The following is a 19345-nucleotide window of genomic DNA, read 5'->3' on the forward strand; positions in this document are numbered from 1 at the left end:
GGTCTGACTCCAATTGAATATCGGAATCAGACCTATATGCCTCGTGTTTAACTGTCCAACTTTTTGGGGTCAGTACAAACCGAGGCCAACGAATGAACCTAGCAATTCAGATGTTAGCCTCTTACCCGCCATCCGGCAAGGAGAAAGGCTATGAAGCACAACCCTCTGGTGGTGTGTCTGCTCATTATCTGTATTACGATTCTGACATTCACACTCCTGACTCGACAAACGCTCTACGAACTGCGGTTCCGGGACGGTGATAAGGAGGTGGCGGCGCTCATGGCCTGCACGTCCAGGTAAGGGCAAGCGCGGGGATTTTCCCCGCGCATCTGACTAGCGGATTCAGTTTCTCATGGCACCCCTTTTACACTTCAGTTAGTGCATGTTTTTTTCGATGCACTAATAGAACCATCATTACAGACAAATTTGCCGCCTGCCGTACAGTGTGAGATCCCCCCTTTCGAACCAGAACAGGGTTTGCGCCCGGCATCGGCATAAAAGGAAACAAGCGCTCCCATAACCAAGATAAGTGCCAATTTTTTCATATAACCTCCATGATTTATCGAATCTTATGTTCGATTTGAACGTTATACGCTGGTTTATTTTGATACCGTTGATGAGATCAAAGGTCGGGTGAATTGATTAAAGATAAGCCAGATGGACGTATGGACAAGGATTATGGTTTTATTTGTCATACAAATAAATATAATAGGCGCTTCCGATGTAGGCCCGTACTCTTCGCCTGTACCGCGGGTCGGTTTTAGTACAGGCGTTTTCTTTAAAGATCCTTCAGGAACGTTTACGCGGCATCATGCGTAGAAGTGTGTTGTCCTTCCAGAAATAGTGGTGTGCCAGTGCAGCTGCAGCGTGCAACCCGATGACAAAATATCCCAGATTCGCCAGCGTCTCATGCCACCACTTTAAGCTATCAACCCGTTCGAAATTGGCCTCTGCTGCGTAAGGCATTGTCATACCAAACGCAAACCACGGGTTGCCCCGGTTATACATCATCACCAAACCAATCACTGGTAGCGCAATAAACAGGAGATAAATCACCAAATGTCCCAAATGTGCCAGTCCCGTCATCATCGGTTTTGGTTTAGGTACAATCGGCGGAGTTGGGTATTTAAGCCTTAACAAAAGACGAACAACCATCAGCACGAGAATTGTGATGCCACAGGAAACATGAATCATGTTGATGAGCGGCCGATCGCTACGTGGGAAGAAACCACGAAACTCCATTGCGCAATACGCTGCGATAACCAGCAAAAAGACCAGCCAGTGAATGCCGATTTGTAACCTTGAATATTTATTTTCCATAACATTTCCTGCTTTAAAACAATTTGCCGTTAACATAACGAGCTTTTCTTAAAATTTCATTAAATATTGTTCACCCGTTTTCAGTACGTTACGTTCCACGGCAAGAATGTAGATTGCCCATCCCGCCATCCTGGTCTAAGCCTAGAAAGGATCAATTTTCATCCGAACGTTCCTGACAGGAGAAGACCATGAGTAAAGTTGGTATTAACGGTTTTGGTCGTATCGGTCGACTGGTGTTGCGTCGATTACTTGAAGTCAAAAGCAACATAGACATTGTCGCTATTAATGATCTCACTTCCCCAAAAATTCTCGCCTACCTGCTGAAACATGATTCAAACTACGGACCGTTCCCCTGGAGCGTTGATTTTACGGAAGATTCACTTATCGTTGATGGAAAAAGTATCGCGGTTTACGCCGAAAAAGAGGCTAAAAATATCCCGTGGAAAGCGAAAGGCGCAGAAATCATTGTCGAATGTACTGGCTTTTATACCACCGCCGAGAAATCGCAGGCGCACCTTGATGCTGGTGCGAAGAAGGTGTTGATTTCCGCCCCTGCCGGTGAAATGAAAACCATCGTTTATAACGTCAATGACGACACACTGGATGGCAACGACACCATTGTTTCCGTGGCGTCATGCACCACTAACTGTCTTGCACCGATGGCCAAAGCCTTGCACGACAGTTTCGGAATAGAAGTCGGCACGATGACGACCATTCATGCCTATACTGGCACCCAGTCACTGGTGGATGGCCCGCGAGGTAAAGATCTACGCGCTTCACGTGCAGCGGCAGAAAATATCATTCCCCACACTACAGGCGCGGCAAAAGCCATTGGTCTGGTGATCCCAGAACTGAGCGGCAAACTGAAAGGTCATGCGCAACGCGTACCCGTGAAAACAGGTTCGGTGACTGAACTGGTGTCTATTCTTGGAAAAAAAGTGACTGCCGAAGAGGTGAACAACGCGCTTAAAAAGGCGACAAATAATAACGAGTCATTTGGTTATACCGATGAAGAAATAGTTTCTTCCGATATCATTGGCAGCCATTTCGGTTCGGTGTTTGATGCCACGCAAACGGAAATTACCGCCGTGGGCGATTTACAACTGGTGAAAACGGTCGCCTGGTACGATAACGAATATGGCTTCGTCACACAGCTTATTCGCACCCTCGAAAAATTCGCTAAACTCTGACGCGCACAGGCGGAGGAAAATACCTCCGCCTCTTTCTCTCATTACGACTGTAAATAAACCACCTGGGTCTGCAGGTATTCATGCAAGCCATGTTTACCATCTGCGCCGCCAATACCGGATTTACGCCATCCGGCGTGGAATCCTTGCATAGCTTCGAAGTTTTCACGGTTGATGTAAGTTTCACCAAACTTCAGCCCTTTAATAGCTTTCATCGCGACGTTCAGATTTTGGGTATAGAGTGATGAGGTCAGGCCGTAATCACTGTCATTAGCCATTGCGATAGCCTCTTCCAGCGTGTCAAATGCGACCACTGGCAGCACCGGGCCAAAGGTTTCCTCGTGCATAATCGACATTTCCTGACGAACATCCAGTAGCAATGTCGGCGGATAATAATATCCTTTCCCCTCTACTGCCTTGCCCCCCAACGCCACTCTCGCCCCCTCTTCGACTGCGCGCGCCACTTTTTGCTCGACCCTTTCCAGCGCCGCGGCGTTAATCAACGGCCCCATCGCAATGTCGTTGCGTTCAGCGGGGTTACCAAATTGAACCGCCTGCATCGCTTCACCCAGCCGATTGACGAAATGATCATAAATGCCTTTCTGTACATAAACACGTTCTGCACAGTTACACACTTGCCCACTATTAATGACGCGTGAATCAACGATGGCTTTGACTGCCAGTTCAAGATCGGCATCGTCCATTACGATAGCTGGTGCTTTACCACCCAATTCCAGACACACTTTTGTGATATTTTTTGCTGCAGTCGCCATGATCTTTTCACCTGCAGAGACGCTGCCTGTCATACTGACCATTGCGACCTTTGGGTTACCCGCCAGTTCTTGCCCAACAGTTTCACCACGCCCCAGCACAAGGTTAAACACACCGCGTGGAAGGCCTATTTCATCGACAATTTTGGCAAAAGCAATCGCATTGTTTGGCGTAAATTCACTGGGTTTAATGACGATGGTATTACCGGTCAAAAGAGCGGGCGCCATTTTGCGGGCAATGAGGAAGAACGGGAAGTTCCACGGCAGAATGCCGGTAGTCACGCCAAGCGCACGTTTAAACAGAAGAATATTTTCTCCTGGACGATCGCTTTGAATAATCTCGCCTTCATAACGCCGTGCCCACTCCGCCATGTAATCGATATAGTCCGCAGTAAAAGCCACTTCGACTTCAGCCAGCTGCTGGATCTTGCCCCCTTCTTCAACAATCAGCGCACTGATTTCACCGGCGCGTTCGCGGATCCCGGCGGAGATTTTGCGCAACCAACTGGCGCGTTCAATGGCAGGCAACGCTTCCCATTCTGGTTGTGCACGTTCTGCTGCATCGATTGCCTTACGGGCATCCTCGGCCTGACCATCGGGAATGCGGGAAATGACCGCCTCTGTAGCAGGGTTTACCACATCAATCCATGCGTCTCCACGCCAGGTAACAAACTGTCCATCTATATACATAGGATGTTGAACGGGTACTGACATGGGCGACTCCTGTGATTTATATGTTTGTTTTTGGTAAATGCATTGTTAATTAACATCAATCATCATAGAGACGGCATCGTGAAAGGACAATTCTGTGAAGGGCTTCATAAAAACAAGTGTAAAAGGAATAAAAGGCAGAAATAAACGTCAGGAGTCATGCCCGTTTGCAAACAGTTGTTCTCAAACGGGCAATTTTCAACGTAGCGAGCGACTTTCCATCGCCTCGATAAGCACAGCATCGTGTTTCAGCCTTTGCCATGCCTGGGTGACTTCTGCAGGAAAATCAACGTGAACGATAAAATCTCGCCCACGGGGACCATAGCCATCACTATCATCGTGTAAACGTGGCATCTCACCGGTAAGCAGTGATAGATAACGCTCAACCGGCCATAATCCTTGCAACGGATTAACAAAGATTACACTGTCTGCGTTGTTTCCTAGCTGAGGAACGAATCCGGGATAACTTAACCAGCGAGGTGCATCTGGATTGTCCCCGGTCATACGGCGGAACGTCGCCATCGTGCGCCGCTGCATGGTGGGGTCCTGAACAACGATAGCCGTATGAACTCTTTCTACGGCCTGATTCAATAGCGCGATGCTAAAGCGTGCGTTTTCACCGCAGTTTGTTGACTGGTCTTCAATCCAGATTTTTTCATGCGGAATGTGCCAGAACTGATGAGCGATATCCGCCAGGATGGTAGCTTCTGCTCTGCCAGTGGTGCGGATAGTGTTGTAGTGCGGATGCTGTGCGATGGCGCTATACAAAAAAGTTGTCGAGTGACCGATACCACCACTAATCAGTAGAGGAATTTGCTGATCGCGGGCAATCTTACATGCCGCATCGATAGTCGGCATAACCGCATTGCCTGCAAGGATCACGCAATCGGCCTGATACGGCACCTCACCGGAGAAATCATCCTGCGCCAGCCACTGACCGATAACATTTATGGCATCTATGGTTGCCGGCGAAAGCGTCGGAAACGGGGTAATGTTCATGGTTCCTCCTTATCGTTCCCTTAAGAATACTGCGTGAGATAATAATGAGAAGCGGAGCACTCTGAAAGGAAGATGATGCTTTTTCTATCGCGCCATCGCGAACCAGACACTGGTTTTAGTCATACTGTATTTGCGGAGAAACTGTTGATAAAACATCAATAACATAATGTTCTATCATTTTTAAATGACAGATAATCTGGTGTGATATTTATATAATATTCATTCTTATATTTCTCAATCAAGGGAACATTTGGTATCCAGTGTATCATCCTCATCAACCAGATGTGTTATAAGCACTTTACCTCGTTAATTTTAATATTACGAGTTACAGGACAAAACATCACTCGCATTTAGTCCAGTAACTCGTAGTAGCCAGAGTATACATACCCATTGATAAAATGCCTGGCAATAAATTAACCCGCTATACTCGCACTCGTCGGCCCTGTTTCAATACTACCCACAATATCAATAATGTGACCCCAGAACATATCATCATCGTTATAATATAATGAATAATCTCCATTATAATCCATAGCCAACTCAACAAGATTTATTCTGCTAACAAACATATCTTCTGTAATTTCTTTATCTTCTTCATCTTGAAGCCAGTCATTGGCCAATTCAGTTAATTGTTCTGCAGCATATTGGCGGAACTCCTGATCTTTTTGCTGCATATTGTTAAGAAAGAAACGAAGGTTTTCAAAAGTCTGTTGCCAGGTGCTTCTATCATCTTTATCTACACTCATCATTACAGAAATATTCTGATCATTCCATTTCACTTCCCCGCTAAAATAGGAGTAGTCTTTATAAAGCACGAAAGTCCCCAATTGCTGCTCTTCAACAACAACCGGCTCGCGATATTCTTTCTGTATATTGAGTAGTTCCTCGCACTGAACATGATTTTCAAGGACTTCAAGGACATAAAATCGATTATAAAACTCGGTTAATTTCCCTTCCGGCGCAGTCCTGTCAATCAAGTCTCGTACTCTCAGGCGATATATACCACCAGACTGCATATTAAATGGCCACGCACAACCATGATTTTCCTTATTTTCTTCTGTTATCAACCAGTTGAGTCGTCCATCGCCTAGGTGGATTTCTCCCGTTGTCACACTCTTCCAGGCAAGTATGTGTTGAGTCGCTGTCCAGTAATTATCGCCGCCGCTCATACCGGCACCACCGCCAGCATCACTAAGAAGAACGATAATTTCTTCTTCTGTATCTTTAAATGTGTGACTAAATTTTTTGTATTCTTCAGCATTTAAATCCATTTTTGCCCCGGTGAAAAATAAATTTGATCAATAACATTGAGTGTCGCAGTAATGAATGTGTTATCGATAATTCAAAAATGACGCCATAAGCCTACTCGTTACGCGACGTAAGGAGTACCGCCCTTACTATTTTTCAGAATTCATAAAGAAAAAACCCGGCGCTAAATGCTTACCGGGTTTTAGATTTATCAGGCAAATAGCAGGATTAACCGCTAATCTGCTCCATCGCCTGCAAAATACGCTTATCCGAAATCGGATAAGGCGTACCAAGTTGTTGAGCGAAGTAGCTGACGCGCAGCTCTTCTATCATCCAGCGGATCTCTTTTACGTCTTCATCTTCACGACGTGCTGGCGGCAGTTTGTTGATCCACTGCTGCCACGCCTGCTGGACATTTTCGACTTTCAGCATCTGGGCGCGGTCGCGATGTGGATCAACCGCCAGTTTTTCCAGACGCTTTTCAATCGCCTGTAAATAACGCAGCGTGTCGCCCAGCCGTTTAAAACCGTTGCCAGTGACAAAACCGCGATACACCAGCCCGCCCATCTGCGCTTTAATGTCAGAAAGCCCCAGCGCCATGGTCATATCCACCCGCCCTTTCAGGCGTTTGTTGATATTGAACACCGCTGTGAGGATTTGCTCGACCTGCTTCGCAATATCCACCACCGTGTCGTTCAGTTCAGCGCGCACTTTTTCATGCAACGCAGCAAAGCCTTCTTCCGTCCAGACCGGGCCGCCCGCCTCATCAATCAACTTATCAACACCGCAGGAGATGCAGTCGTCAATGAGATCCAGCACTTTACCGTACGGGTTAAAGTAGAGACCAAGCTTCGCTTTGTTCGGCAGTTTCTCATGCAGATATTTAATTGGCGACGGAATATTCAGCAGCAGCAAGCGACGCAAACCACGCCACATAGCCTGCTGTTGTTCCTGCGGGTTATCAAAAAGCTTAATCGCTACGCTGTCACGCTCATCCACCAGCGCAGGCCAGGCCTTCACTTTGTAGTTGCCACGTTTCTGCTCGTAGTGATCCGGTAAATTACCGAAGCTCCAGATATGTAACCCGCTTTGCTCAATACCATCATCGGCAACGGCGGAAAGCGTTTCCTGCACTTTGCCTTTCAGGGCGTCTTTCAGATCCTGTAATGAGCGCCCTTCTTTTAGCTTCTTATTTTTGTCATCCACCACACGGAAGGTGATTTTCAGGTGATCGGGCACCTGATCCCAGTGCCAGTCTTCGCGGTCAACGGTAACGCCGGTCATCCGCCGTAGCTCGCGCTCAAGGCTGTCGAGCAACGGCAGTTCCAGCGGCGTGACGCGACCTAAAAACGCTTCGGCGTAGTTTGGCGCGGGCACAAAATTACGCCGTACCGGTTTCGGCAACGATTTGATTAGAGCAATCACCAGTTCACGGCGCAGGCCGGGGATCTGCCACTCAAACCCGCTTTCCTCAACCTGGTTAAGTAACGGCAGCGGAATATGCACGGTCACACCGTCAGCATCCGCCCCCGGCTCAAACTGATAGCTTAAACGCAGCTTGAGATTGCCCTGATGCCAGAAGTTCGGGTAATCCAGCTTGCTGATTTTTTCTGCCCCTTCTTTGATCAACATGCTCTTTTCAAAGTTGAGCAAATCAGGTGTTTCGCGGCTGACTTTTTTCCACCAACTATCAAAGTGTCGTGCAGAGATCACATCATGGCTGATGCGCTGGTCGTAGAACTCAAACAACGTTTCGTCATCCACCAGAATATCGCGGCGACGTGATTTGTGTTCCAGTTCTTCTACTTCTGCCCGTAGTTTCAGGTTTTCACGGAAGAATGCGTGACGCGTCTGCCAGTCACCTTCCACCAGCGCGTGGCGAATAAAAAGTTCACGACACAACGCCGGATCAATCTGGCTGTAGTTGACCTTACGCGCAGCAACAATCGGCAACCCGTAAACGGTGACTTTTTCAGTTGCCATCACCGCGCCCTGCGCCCGTTCCCAGTGCGGTTCGCTGTAGGAGCGTTTAATCAAATGCTGAGCAACTGGCTCCACCCATTCTGGATCGATGCGTGCCGCAATGCGCCCCCACAGGCGGCTGGTTTCTACCAGTTCCGCCACCATTGCCCATTTCGGCGGCTTCTTGAATAAACCAGAACCGGGGAAGATGGAGAAACGCGCGTTACGTGCGCCGGTATATTCCTGTTTATCGGCATCTTTCATGCCGATATGCGAAAGCAAACCTGTCAGTAAGGCGATGTGAATTTCGCGATACTCCGCCGGTTCGCTGTTAACCGGAATGCCAAGTTCTTTCACCACCTGGCGCAACTGAGTGTAGATATCCTGCCATTCACGCACGCGCAGATAGTTAAGGTAATCAGTACGGCACAGGCGACGGAAGGCGTTTGAAGAGAGCGCCTTTTGCTGCTCGCCAAGATAATTCCACAGATTTACAAACGCCAGGAAGTCGGATTCTTTATCGTGGAAGCGACGATGTTTTTCGTCCGATGCCTGCTGCTTGTCCATTGGCCGCTCTCGCGGGTCCTGAATAGAGAGCGCGGAAGTGATAATCATCACCTCACGCACGCAGCCATGTTTCTGCGCTTCCAGCACCATTCGCGCCAGACGTGGGTCGACAGGCAGTTGCGAGAGCTGGCGACCGAGCGGCGTCAGTTTATAGGCGCTGGCCTGTTCATCAGTGGTGATCGCGCCCAGCTCTTCGAGCAGACGCACGCCATCCTGGATATTGCGTTTATCCGGCGCTTCTACAAACGGGAACGCAGCGATATCGCCCAGCCCCAGCGCGGTCATCTGCAAAATAACCGAGGCCAGGTTGGTACGCAGAATCTCCGGATCGGTAAACTCCGGGCGCGAGAGAAAATCGTCTTCGGAATAAAGACGAATGCAGATCCCTTCTGACACACGACCACAGCGGCCTTTACGCTGATTAGCTGAAGCCTGCGAAATGGGCTCAATCGGCAAACGCTGCACTTTGGTGCGATAGCTGTAGCGGCTGATACGCGCCGTACCTGGGTCGATAACGTATTTAATCCCCGGCACGGTCAGCGACGTTTCCGCGACGTTAGTCGCCAGCACAATGCGCCGTCCGCTGTGCGACTGGAAGACGCGGTTCTGCTCGCTGTTCGAAAGCCGTGCATAAAGCGGAAGAATTTCCGTATGGCGTAAGTTCAGCTTGTTCAGCGCATCGGCGGTATCGCGAATTTCTCGCTCGCCGCTCATAAAAATCAGAATGTCGCCAGGGCTTTCCTGGCTCAGTTCGTCTACGGCATCGAAAATCGCCTGCAACTGGTCGCGCTCGGTGTCATCAGCTTCTTCAACAATCGGGCGATAGCGCACCTCCACCGGATAGGTACGACCGGAGACTTCGATAATCGGCGCATTATTAAAGTGGCGCGAAAAGCGTTCCGGGTCGATAGTCGCGGAAGTAATAATGATTTTTAGGTCAGGACGCCGCGGCAGCAACTCTTTCAAATAGCCGAGCAGAAAATCGATATTCAGGCTGCGTTCGTGCGCTTCGTCAATAATGATGGTGTCGTACTGCATCAGCAGGCGGTCTTGCTGGATCTCTGCCAGCAGGATACCGTCGGTCATCAGTTTGACCATCGTGTTATCACTGACGTGATCGCTGAAACGCACTTTGTAGCCGATGCAACCGCCCGGCTCCGTTTGCAGCTCTTCCGCAATACGGTTCGCCACCGTTCGTGCCGCCAGACGACGCGGCTGGGTGTGGCCGATCAGCCCTTTAATCCCGCGGCCCAGTTCCATACAGATTTTCGGTAACTGAGTCGTTTTACCGGAACCCGTTTCCCCGGCGACGATCACCACCTGGTGATCACGGATTGCTTCGAGAATGTCCTGCTTTTTCTGACTAACCGGCAAATTGTCCGGATAAGTGATTTCCGGTCGTGCTGCTTCACGCAGCAGGACTTTCCCTGCCGCCTGGTCAATCTCTTTCGCCATCTCCTGGAAAATGGCCTGTTGTGCATCAGGATTTTTAACCTTCTTCACGCCGTGCAGACGGCGGGAAAAACGCAGTCTGTCACGCAGCATCAGCGAATCCAGCAGCTGCTGCAAGGCCGTAAAGGTCAATTTCTGTTGTTCTGTCATAACGTTAGTGGGCAGTAGGCTGCCTGATTAATTTTCTTTTAAATGATAGATATAGAGTACCACATCGCGGCTTTCTATGCGTTGTTCAATAAATTCGAACATAGGCTTCGATTTATTGCGCTATCTCTGTGGCAGGATTGTGAATAAAGTGTCAACAAGCAACGGGGCATCGCCCATTCAAACATCTATAAGGAAACACCATGAGCAAGGTATTAGTTCTTAAATCCAGCATCCTGGCAGGGTACTCTCAGTCTAATCAGTTGTCCGATTATTTTGTTGAACAATGGCGCGAAAAGCACTCCGCTGATGAAATCACCGTGCGTGACCTGGCTGCAAATCCGATTCCGGTACTGGATGGCGAACTGGTTGGTGCACTGCGTCCGAGCGATGCGCCGCTGACTCCGCGTCAGCAGGAAGCTCTGGCGCTTTCCGATGAGCTGATTGCCGAGCTGAAAGCCCACGACGTTATCGTTATTGCGGCACCGATGTATAACTTCAACATCTCAACTCAGTTGAAAAACTATTTTGACCTGGTGGCACGTGCAGGCGTTACTTTCCGCTATACCGAGAACGGTCCGGAAGGTCTGGTAACGGGTAAAAAAGCCATCGTTATTACCAGCCGCGGTGGGATCCATAAAGATGGCCCAACGGATCTGGTAACGCCGTATCTGTCCACATTCCTGGGCTTTATCGGCATTACCGATGTGAAATTTGTCTTCGCCGAAGGGATCGCGTACGGCCCGGAAATGGCAGCGAAAGCGCAGTCTGACGCGAAAGCAGCCATCGACAGTATTGTTGCTGCATAACCGGACACTATTTTGATGTGGACTGTAGATATTCAGTCCACATCTCAATCCACTTACCTGTTTTCCCACAATCTCAGCATCGCTTTGTGCTCGTCTGTCAGCACAATCGGCGGGCGTCTGACGCGAATATAGTTAATCGCTTCATCAACGGTTTTACAGTGTCCGTAACATAACAGCCATGCGGCCACCACCAGCGCACTGCGCGATAATCCCAACGCGCAATGGACCAGAATGCTGCCTTGCTCTTTGCGTAATGTTTCCAGCATCGCCACGGCCTGTCGGAGCTCCCCCTCTTCCGGAACCACCAGATCCAACATCGGTACACAAAAATAGAGTCGATCTTTTGTCGCGCGTCCGCGAGGGAATTCAAAGGTGACGTCCAGAACTGCATTCTGTGCCGGAATATGTCGTGGAAACGCCCCTAAATAAACACCCGCAGTAATTTCGCTCACTGGCTCCAGGCGAAGGCAAAACCAACGCATAGACAGCCACATCCCGATGCGCCAGGGCAACGTCAGCCAGTAAACGGCAGGCGGGAGTTTCCCCTGACTATCTTTCCCTGTTGTTATCGCGCCAAGCCCACCGTACCCACGGCCAATAATGAGTAGCGATAATACTGGCCAACATAACCAGACTGACCACCGTAACTGATTCATCATCATTAGCGTCATCAATACTATGCACGAACACGCGCCTACGACATAAGGCAGTGCTATTTTGATTCGACGTTGATCAGGTATCTGGTAGTTCCAGCGACGGTCGACGGGCACCATCCAGTCAATCAACATACCTACCGCCAGCCCTGTGATGACATCAATAAAATGATGCTGCCAGGTCGTCAGCGTAGAAATAGCGATGAGTAAAAACCATCCGCCACAGACTTTACGCCACCTCACAGCCAGATGCTGACGAAAGTGACGCCAAAGTAGCCAGCAGAGAATAATATGCAGCGAAGGGGACTGGTTATAAGGCAGATCAAACAGTTCAAGTTGCGAAAATAGCCATCCCGTCGCCCCACTCACTTCAGGGCGGATAAAACTAAACTTCAGCGGATAGAGCAAAAAACCGCAACAGGCCATTACCGTTGCCAGAATAAGCCGGTGGACCAGTCGGCGCTGTTCGAATATCGAGCGACAAACGAACAGCGAAAATCCATATAAAAGATCCAGACTCCAGTAAGGAACAATAGTCCAGGGAAGAAAAGGGATCGCCGTTTCCCAACCGAATACCTGACTGGGGATATCATGGTTGTTAAGATCCTGAAACGCGGTGAACTGATTAAGAAATCCATATGTGAAGAAGAAAAACGGGGCCAGCAACAATAACCAGCCAGCTCCTTGTAGCAATACGCTCCGGCGTTCAGTGGTCACGACGCACCGCCATCGAAACCGTAAAAATGCCCCACTCATCAATCCGTTGTGTGCATTTATCAAATCCGGCATTACGCACGAGCGAATCCATCTCCCCTTGCGAACGCACGCGCATTACCCACGGTTTACCATCTTTATGACTGGTTAACACCCCGGCAATCAGCTCCAGTTGTGGGTGCCACGGCTGCCCGGTGTAGATGAGAATGCCACCCGGTTCGATGGCATTGGCAAGACCAGCGAGGGAGTTTTTTACCTGCTCGTTTTCGGGAAAAAGCTCATACAGACCAGAGACAATCGCCAACGTAGGCCGCGGAGTTAACGCGCTGAGTTCTGCCGTATTAAACGCATCGCCCTGTTCAAAACGCGCCCGTCCAGACATTCCCTTTTGGGCAATCATCTCTTGCCCCTGTGCAACATTTAACTCACTGTAATCACGTAACAAAATATCGCTTACGGCAGGCTCGTTTGCCAGCGCATCCAGTACATAGCGCCCATGCCCTGCGGCAATGTCAACCACGCGGACGGCTAAACCTTTGGCGTGGAGATCGGCAACGGCTTGTTTAATCAGCATTTGTAAATGGGCTTTGCGCTGGCGAATACCGCGCCAGCCAACACTGTTCAGGTAGATTTTGTCGATAAAACGCCCGAATGCGTTACTGCCTTGCGGTTGATTTTGATAAACATAATCCAGCGAACTGCCTGAATCAAAGCCGGTGCTCATTCCGAGATGCAGGCCCGCAGATTGCGCCCCGAACAGTTTCATCGCCTTTCGCATAAAGCGATACGCCAAATCAATCGGCGATAATGGCACGGGTCCACAAGAAAGGAGCCGCCATCGATCCGCAGATGGTCCTGTGCGGTCTTCATGCTGATAATCAAATTTTTGCGACTTGTTAGCATATAAGCGACTAATAAAGCTTTGCATTTTTTCAAATGCCTGCGCCCTGTTCTCTTCACCCAACGTGTCGTGATAAAAGCCCGGCAGCAGATGCAGCTCTTTCAGAGGGCTACGTAATCTCTGATAAAAATCAATCTGCGGTTGGCGACGCACCACATAGTCATCGCCCGATATCAGAAGTTGCGTGGGGAGCGTAATCGCCGCCGCATCGCTAACAATACGTTCAGACGTTTTATAGAGATCGAGCAAGATATTGACGGCAATCGCCCGTGTGATCAGCGGATCATTATTGAAACTCGCTACCCGTTCCCAATCGTGGGTCAAATAGCGTCCTTTCACATAGGAATTAATAAAAAACAGACCACGCAGACGATGCCATAACGCCAGCGCAGGACGTGCCAGCGGCACATACAATTTAACCTTAAAGGCCGGAGAAGCCAGCACCAGCCCGCGAATAGCAGGCGCATAATCATGAACCCATGTGGCAACCAGCACTGCGCCGACGCTTTGCGCGATCACAACCACCTCTTCCAGCCCGACCTGGCTGTCGCTGGCAGCAAAACGGACAAATTCATCGCATCCTGCACTGAACGCGCAAGAGATGGGCTATAACCACGCGGCCCCGAAGTTTGTCCATGCCCTCGGGCATCCCAGGCATAAAAAGTAGTATCTGGCATCGCCAGTTCATCAACGATATGTTGTAGACGACCAGAATGTTCATGACCGCGATGAAATAAGACGATGACCTTTTTAACCCCTGGCTGTAAAGCGGGCCAGTGCCGATAAAACAACGCTGTATTATCACTGGCTGTAAAAAAACATTCCCCAGGGATGCGTGAATTTTCCATTTTCTCTATTTTCCTTCAGTAACAGCAGTAGCGAATAAAATAAAAAAATACCGGAGCGGTGAAAATTAATGAGCCAATCCTGTCAAGGAGTCCGCCATGTCCTGGTAATAGTTTTCCACTATCTTTAACACCAATATCTCGTTTGATGGCTGACATCACTACATCGCCGCAAAAACCACTAATACCAATTAACAAACCCGCTAATAATGCCTGTAATGTATCTAGCGGTGTCAGCAACGGTCCAATAATCAGTGACGCAATCATGGTGGTGATTACGCCGCCCATCAGACCTTCCAATGTTTTTCCCGGGCTGACTTTAGGGACCACTTTTCTTCTGCCGCAGGATTTTCCCCATAAATACTGTGCAATATCGTTTGACTCGGTTAATGCCAAAAGAAATAACACCAGTAACGCCCCGCCCTGGATATTTGTGGTTGGCAACATTAATAACCAGGCGGCATGACTCAAGGCGAAAACGGTCATTATCCAGCCACAAAAAATGGCGCTCACGGTATGCAGAAAACCGGAGGGGTCACCCACAAAAACTTGCCAGGTGGCTAATATCAGAAACCCAGCCAAAGGTATGAATAACAGAAACAGCTCAAAGTAATTAAAACCGATAAGCAAATAGTTAAGAGGAATAACCCAATATAACCAACGCGGAAAATGAACGGATATAAGCGTACAATATTCTTTCAATGCCAGAAAATTTATCAGCGCAAAAAACGTCAACGTCATCCAGCGTGGACCTGAAATCACTAGTGAAAAACAAATGACGATGCCCCACCAGGTACGAATACGTAATGTAACCTTACCCCCTTTTCTCTCCGGTAACCGCCATACCAGAAAACGGTTTATCAGCGTTGCTAAAATTAACAACGCGAAAAGTGTTGCCAGAGATTTTTCCAGCATTATCTTTCAGCACTCATAAAAAGCACACTCCGACAACGATTAATCGCAGTCCAGAGAAGCAGAATTGAAGCAATGCTCCATAAAAGATTATTCCATTGCATCCACTGTGGATAAATGGCAACGGCCAGCCCCCACAACCCAAATATTAACGCGCGATCGCTTTTGCCAAATGGACCGGCATAACTGCGAATACCGTTAATCGTCTGCGCGAGTAAACCGCAAAACTCAGTCAATATGGTGCAAAATAACATGAGTATTACGAGTGATGCGTTACTTTCCGGTAATAATAAAAACGGTAAATAAAGCGCAATATCGGAAATAACATCGCCAGTTTCATTCAAAATCGCCCCAAGACGTGTTTGCTGATTGCACTCACGCGCCATCATGCCATCCAGCGCATTGAGCGCCATACGGATAAAAAGCACGATAGGCAATAGCAAAAAGAGGATGGGTTGTGCCACCAACATCAACAGCAATCCGGTAAGAAGAGAAAGCGCCAGTGCAGCAAGAGTGATGTGATTCGCTGTAACATGGTGCTTATTAAGCCAAAACATCGTCGGCCTTAACAGCGACTGAAAGAGCGGTTTTATCTGGTAGAGCGTCATTATCAATCCTTGATAATTCGGTTTGCGCTATGGTGCATCAATTCCCCTGACGGAGATATCGCAACACGCCGCTTCATTAAAAATTCAGAATATATCAAGGTATTGGGGACTCACCGTCAGGAATGATTATCCCCAATAGATCAAGTGGTTAAAAATTATTACGCTGTTATTCAATACAACTCATCAAGTTTTCTCATCGCTTGTTCCCGTATTGCGCGCGTCTTACCGTTAAGCGCCAGCTGCCGAACTAAATCCAGTTCAGGGTTAACAAGCTCTAACGCCAGCAAAGGATCACGTTTCAGCCTCGCCTTCAATACATCAACTGGAAAGCGGGGATTATTCATCGCCACAATCCACCACTCGGGATCAATTTCTGCCGCCAGTGCCGCAGGGGGGGTGTGGCGGTTGCTAAGTGCGCCGAACTTGAAAAATGTGAGATTGCTTTTCGCCAGTGTACTCCACCATATACGATCCGGTTGTTTTGCCAGTACATCCAGTTGTGCTAACGCATCGGGGTCGAGTGCATAATAAACACGTAACGCTTCGTTAACCTGCGCACGGGAACTGTTTTCCTGCCTCAGAAAAAACTTCGCCCAAATATCATTGCGTGGCGTGTTTTGCTGTAATTCCTTGAGAACAACAGCGGGTAAATTATCCCAACTAATTAATGCACTCTCTAAAAAGTCCCAGTCGTCCGAACGTATCAGAGAGGTGGCATTTAATAGCATCTGGTCATCAACTTCACCGTAGCTGATAAGCTCAGACAAAATCATATCAGCGCTGGTTTCATATGCATCTGAATCTGCTTTGGGATTATTTTTCCGATGCGATAAAGCACGTTGCCAAATTTTTTGTTTCATCGACGTGCTCAGATACTGATTTTTCGCCAGATTACTCCACCCCTCAGGATCGTTGAAACGTGTCAATAACCGTTGTAGAGCAGCGTCAGAGTGAATTACCTGCATATCCCGACAGCAAAAGTAGGCAGGGGATTTTTTCTCCATCCTTTTAACAAAATTAAACTGTAAGTTATCTGGCAATGCTAAAAATAACACACGTATTAGATCATCGTCATTCTCGAATTTTTGGTATAAATATACTGCAACTTTGTCACTCTCTTGTGGCGTCATCCGCAATAATTGACCATGGTGTTTCATCTCTGCCAGCTTGAACGCTAAGCTTGTGACAACATTGTTTGATGAATCGTTCGCCAACTGCATTGCCTGATTGTAGGTGAGTTGTCCTCCAGCACCGACCTGACGAATAGAGGGATCATCACTGCGGATATAGCCATCAATAATGGATTCGGGCAATAACCACGCATCTTTATAAAGCTCCTGAATGATCATATCCCAATCTCTTTTCGCCAGAGTCATGACGATATCCAGAGGGAGATTTTCACGTAGCGCAAGATTCAACGGACCGACACCATCAGGTAGATGACTCATTCGCGTCATTATTTCGACAGAGAGCGGTTCACGGTCGAGCAACCCCAGAACAACAGGCTGGTAACCCAATTGCTGATCGGTCAACTCCAGAATCTCATTGTCAGGCATATATCTCGCCATACTTGCAATCGTTTGTCCATCATTGCTATTAATAAGTTGTTTGCGTAGGTTAGCTGAAATTCCTTTAATCCTTGGGAGAGTTCGCATTATGGCAAGATCAAATGTCGCAATATCTCGTCCTTCAAATGCAGCAACGTTGCCTTCATCCAGCATTTGCAATTCCTGCACTAACTCAGGAGAAGGCTTAGGGCGAAACAGCGCTTCTTTTTTCATCAGACTACAGATATTCCCTGCCATGCGAATATTGCTTCGCTTAAAAATTTCTTTCAGAGCATCTTCATCATTTATTAGACCCCAATAATATGCATCAGGATTTATTATCATCAGCGCTTTTTTGACATTTTCAGTGTCATTTTTGTTACTCGCACGGACCATGAATTCACTATTTGTCGAAAACGCAACAACAGGTGCAATTATGTCATTGATAAATATCCCTCGCGCATTAATACTCCCCTTAATCGTAGACGGATTATCGTAATATGAGTCGATAAATACCAGTCCACTTGCATTTATCGAACCGGTAATTAACAGTGGTGAATCCGTAACTATATTCGTTGCCGTCACGTTACCGAGAATAACCCATGGATTAGAAAGAGATAAAGTGGAAATATTACCTTTGACTGTCAAATTGCCAAGAACAATCAATTTTTGATTACTCTCTATATTACCGTCTACCACTAAATCGCCACGATGCACTTTCCAGTCCGATGCAGATAAACCGAAGGGGACAAGGTTCACGCTACTGTTGATAGCTTGTTCAACTTGTTGTTTATCTTCAGCGGTAGCCGCAGAAAAAAATGGTTCAATATCAACTGCATTTGCAACACATCGAAGGTCCGCCTGTACTGGAAGACTCAGCATAAACAGGGGAAGTAAACCTATCCAGCTGCAAATCCTGGGCTTAAACATATGCACTCCATGCCATTAAAAAAGAAACAAAAGGGAAATGCATCTTTCCCTTTTGTATATTCGTTATTCTCGCGAAATACCGTCCAACGTAGACAACACGTCCGCAGAAAGATGCAATTTTTCTGCGGCCATATTCTCCCGTAAATGAGCAACAGAAGACGTTCCTGGGATCAGCAAAATATTCGGTGAACGTTGTAACAGCCACGCCAGCGCCACCTGCATTGGTGTTGCACCCAGGCTCGCAGCAACATCGGAAAGCGTGGAGGATTGCAGCGGCGTAAAGCCCCCGAGCGGAAAGAACGGCACGTAGGCAATGCCGTCACGAGCCAAAGCATCAATCATTGCGTCATCAGCACGATGAGCAATGTTGTATTCGTTCTGCACACAGACGATTTCGGTAATCTTACGCGCCTCTGCAACCTGCGTCGTTGTTACATTGCTCAGGCCAATATGTTTTACCAGGCCTTGTTGTTGCATCTCTGCCAGCACGGTCAGGCTGGCTTCAATCGATCCTTCCGCTGGGCCATGACCATCCCCCATCATAACGCGCAGGTTAACCACATCCAGTACGTCCAGTCCGAGATTATGTAGATTATCGTGTACCGCTTTTTGCAACTCTGCCGGAGAAAATGCGGGCAACCAGGAGGCGTTCTCTCCACGCCGCGCACCAATTTTAGTGACAATTGTCAGATCGTCAGAGTAAGGATAAAGCGCTTCGCGGATAATCTGATTGGTGACGTGCGGACCATAAAAGTCGCTGGTATCAATGTGATTGACGCCCAATGCCAGCGCCTCACGCAGCACGGTTATAGCGACGTGGCGATCTCTTGGGGGGCCAAAAACCCCAGGACCTGCCAGTTGCATCGCGCCATAACCAAGACGGTTAACGGATTTTGTACCGAGAGTAAATGTATCGCTGCTCATCGCACCCTGCCCTGTAATAAAACGGATTAAGAAAAATCAGTATAGAAATGAAAAGAGATAAATAATGCGAAGGCGTAAACAAGATTACTGGATGAGTTGCTCTATTGTCCTGGAAGACACCAAAACAAAACGCGTCAAG

The 19345-nt window shown here is 48.1% G+C and carries 15 protein-coding genes and 2 pseudogenes; 3 read left to right on the forward strand and 14 right to left on the reverse strand.

The features are described from left to right. Positions 1–150: 150 nt before the first annotated feature. On the forward strand, positions 151–300 hold the full coding sequence (hokB, locus tag ATB02_RS05300) for a type I toxin-antitoxin system toxin HokB (protein ID WP_001320773.1): 150 nt from the start codon (positions 151–153) through the stop codon (positions 298–300). Here hokB and ATB02_RS26610 read toward each other — a convergent pair. The 3 genes from ATB02_RS26610 to cybB all read right to left on the reverse strand — a co-directional run bounded on the left by ATB02_RS26610 (position 278) and on the right by cybB (position 1320). Continuing rightward, a complete protein-coding gene (locus ATB02_RS26610; RefSeq protein ID WP_212734533.1) occupies positions 278–346 on the reverse strand; it encodes a hypothetical protein in 69 nt (22 codons plus the stop codon). The two genes, hokB and ATB02_RS26610, sit on opposite strands and share 23 nt — an antisense overlap. A gap of 25 nt (positions 347–371) precedes the next feature. Further along, positions 372–545 (reverse strand): YdcA family protein, encoded by a 174-nt coding sequence (locus tag ATB02_RS05305; RefSeq protein ID WP_000731856.1) that lies wholly within the window; start codon positions 543–545, stop codon positions 372–374. Between the two features lie 244 nt (positions 546–789). Then, a complete protein-coding gene (gene cybB, locus ATB02_RS05310; protein ID WP_105271206.1) occupies positions 790–1320 on the reverse strand; it encodes a cytochrome b561 in 531 nt (176 codons plus the stop codon). 188 nt (positions 1321–1508) lie between these two features. Between cybB and gap the strand changes: the two genes are divergently transcribed. After that, on the forward strand, positions 1509–2510 hold the full coding sequence (gap, locus tag ATB02_RS05315; protein ID WP_105271207.1) for a type I glyceraldehyde-3-phosphate dehydrogenase: 1002 nt from the start codon (positions 1509–1511) through the stop codon (positions 2508–2510). Positions 2511–2551: 41 nt separating this feature from the next. Here gap and aldA read toward each other — a convergent pair whose 3' ends face one another. The 5 genes and pseudogenes from aldA to hrpA all read right to left on the reverse strand — a co-directional run bounded on the left by aldA (position 2552) and on the right by hrpA (position 10366). Beyond that, positions 2552–3991, reverse strand: a complete 1440-nt coding sequence (gene aldA, locus ATB02_RS05320; RefSeq protein WP_088542021.1) for an aldehyde dehydrogenase — start codon at positions 3989–3991, stop codon at positions 2552–2554. 195 nt (positions 3992–4186) lie between these two features. Next, on the reverse strand, positions 4187–4987 hold the full coding sequence (gene ydcF / locus ATB02_RS05325) for a DUF218 domain-containing protein YdcF (protein WP_105271208.1): 801 nt from the start codon (positions 4985–4987) through the stop codon (positions 4187–4189). Between the two features lie 115 nt (positions 4988–5102). Further along, a pseudogene (locus ATB02_RS27060) lies at positions 5103–5168 on the reverse strand (hypothetical protein); the annotation flags it as partial. Between the two features lie 232 nt (positions 5169–5400). Then, positions 5401–6258 (reverse strand): DUF2262 domain-containing protein, encoded by an 858-nt coding sequence (locus ATB02_RS05330; RefSeq protein ID WP_105271209.1) that lies wholly within the window; start codon positions 6256–6258, stop codon positions 5401–5403. A gap of 205 nt (positions 6259–6463) precedes the next feature. Further along, entirely contained in the window at positions 6464–10366 is a 3903-nt protein-coding gene (gene hrpA / locus ATB02_RS05335; protein ID WP_105271210.1) for an ATP-dependent RNA helicase HrpA, read from the reverse strand. A gap of 200 nt (positions 10367–10566) precedes the next feature. On the opposite strand from hrpA, the gene azoR reads away from it, so the two are divergent. Next, complete coding sequence (gene azoR, locus ATB02_RS05340) at positions 10567–11172, forward strand: FMN-dependent NADH-azoreductase (RefSeq protein WP_000048948.1); 606 nt, start codon at positions 10567–10569, stop codon at positions 11170–11172. Positions 11173–11225: 53 nt separating this feature from the next. On the opposite strand, the gene ATB02_RS05345 is transcribed toward azoR, so the two are convergent. The 6 genes and pseudogenes from ATB02_RS05345 to pdxI all read right to left on the reverse strand — a co-directional run bounded on the left by ATB02_RS05345 (position 11226) and on the right by pdxI (position 19206). Further along, a complete protein-coding gene (locus ATB02_RS05345) occupies positions 11226–12518 on the reverse strand; it encodes a phosphatase PAP2/dual specificity phosphatase family protein (RefSeq protein WP_105271269.1) in 1293 nt (430 codons plus the stop codon). A 13-nt stretch (positions 12519–12531) separates the two neighbouring features. Beyond that, positions 12532–14288, reverse strand: a pseudogene (locus ATB02_RS05350) (bifunctional alpha/beta hydrolase/class I SAM-dependent methyltransferase). A gap of 15 nt (positions 14289–14303) precedes the next feature. Then, positions 14304–15200 carry a phosphatidate cytidylyltransferase gene (locus ATB02_RS05355; RefSeq protein WP_105271211.1) on the reverse strand — a complete coding sequence of 299 codons (897 nt, stop codon included), beginning with the start codon at positions 15198–15200 and terminating at the stop codon, positions 14304–14306. Continuing rightward, a complete protein-coding gene (locus ATB02_RS05360; protein ID WP_105271212.1) occupies positions 15200–15805 on the reverse strand; it encodes a CDP-alcohol phosphatidyltransferase family protein in 606 nt (201 codons plus the stop codon). Before ATB02_RS05360 ends, ATB02_RS05355 begins: the two co-directional genes overlap by 1 nt. A gap of 170 nt (positions 15806–15975) precedes the next feature. Continuing rightward, a complete protein-coding gene (locus tag ATB02_RS05365; protein ID WP_105271213.1) occupies positions 15976–18282 on the reverse strand; it encodes a DUF2773 domain-containing bactofilin in 2307 nt (768 codons plus the stop codon). Positions 18283–18345: 63 nt separating this feature from the next. Next, entirely contained in the window at positions 18346–19206 is an 861-nt protein-coding gene (gene pdxI / locus ATB02_RS05375; RefSeq protein ID WP_105271214.1) for a pyridoxine 4-dehydrogenase, read from the reverse strand. Positions 19207–19345: the final 139 nt, after the last annotated feature.

Source organism: Escherichia sp. MOD1-EC5189, assembly GCF_002966045.1.
GTDB lineage: Bacteria > Pseudomonadota > Gammaproteobacteria > Enterobacterales > Enterobacteriaceae > Escherichia > Escherichia coli_F.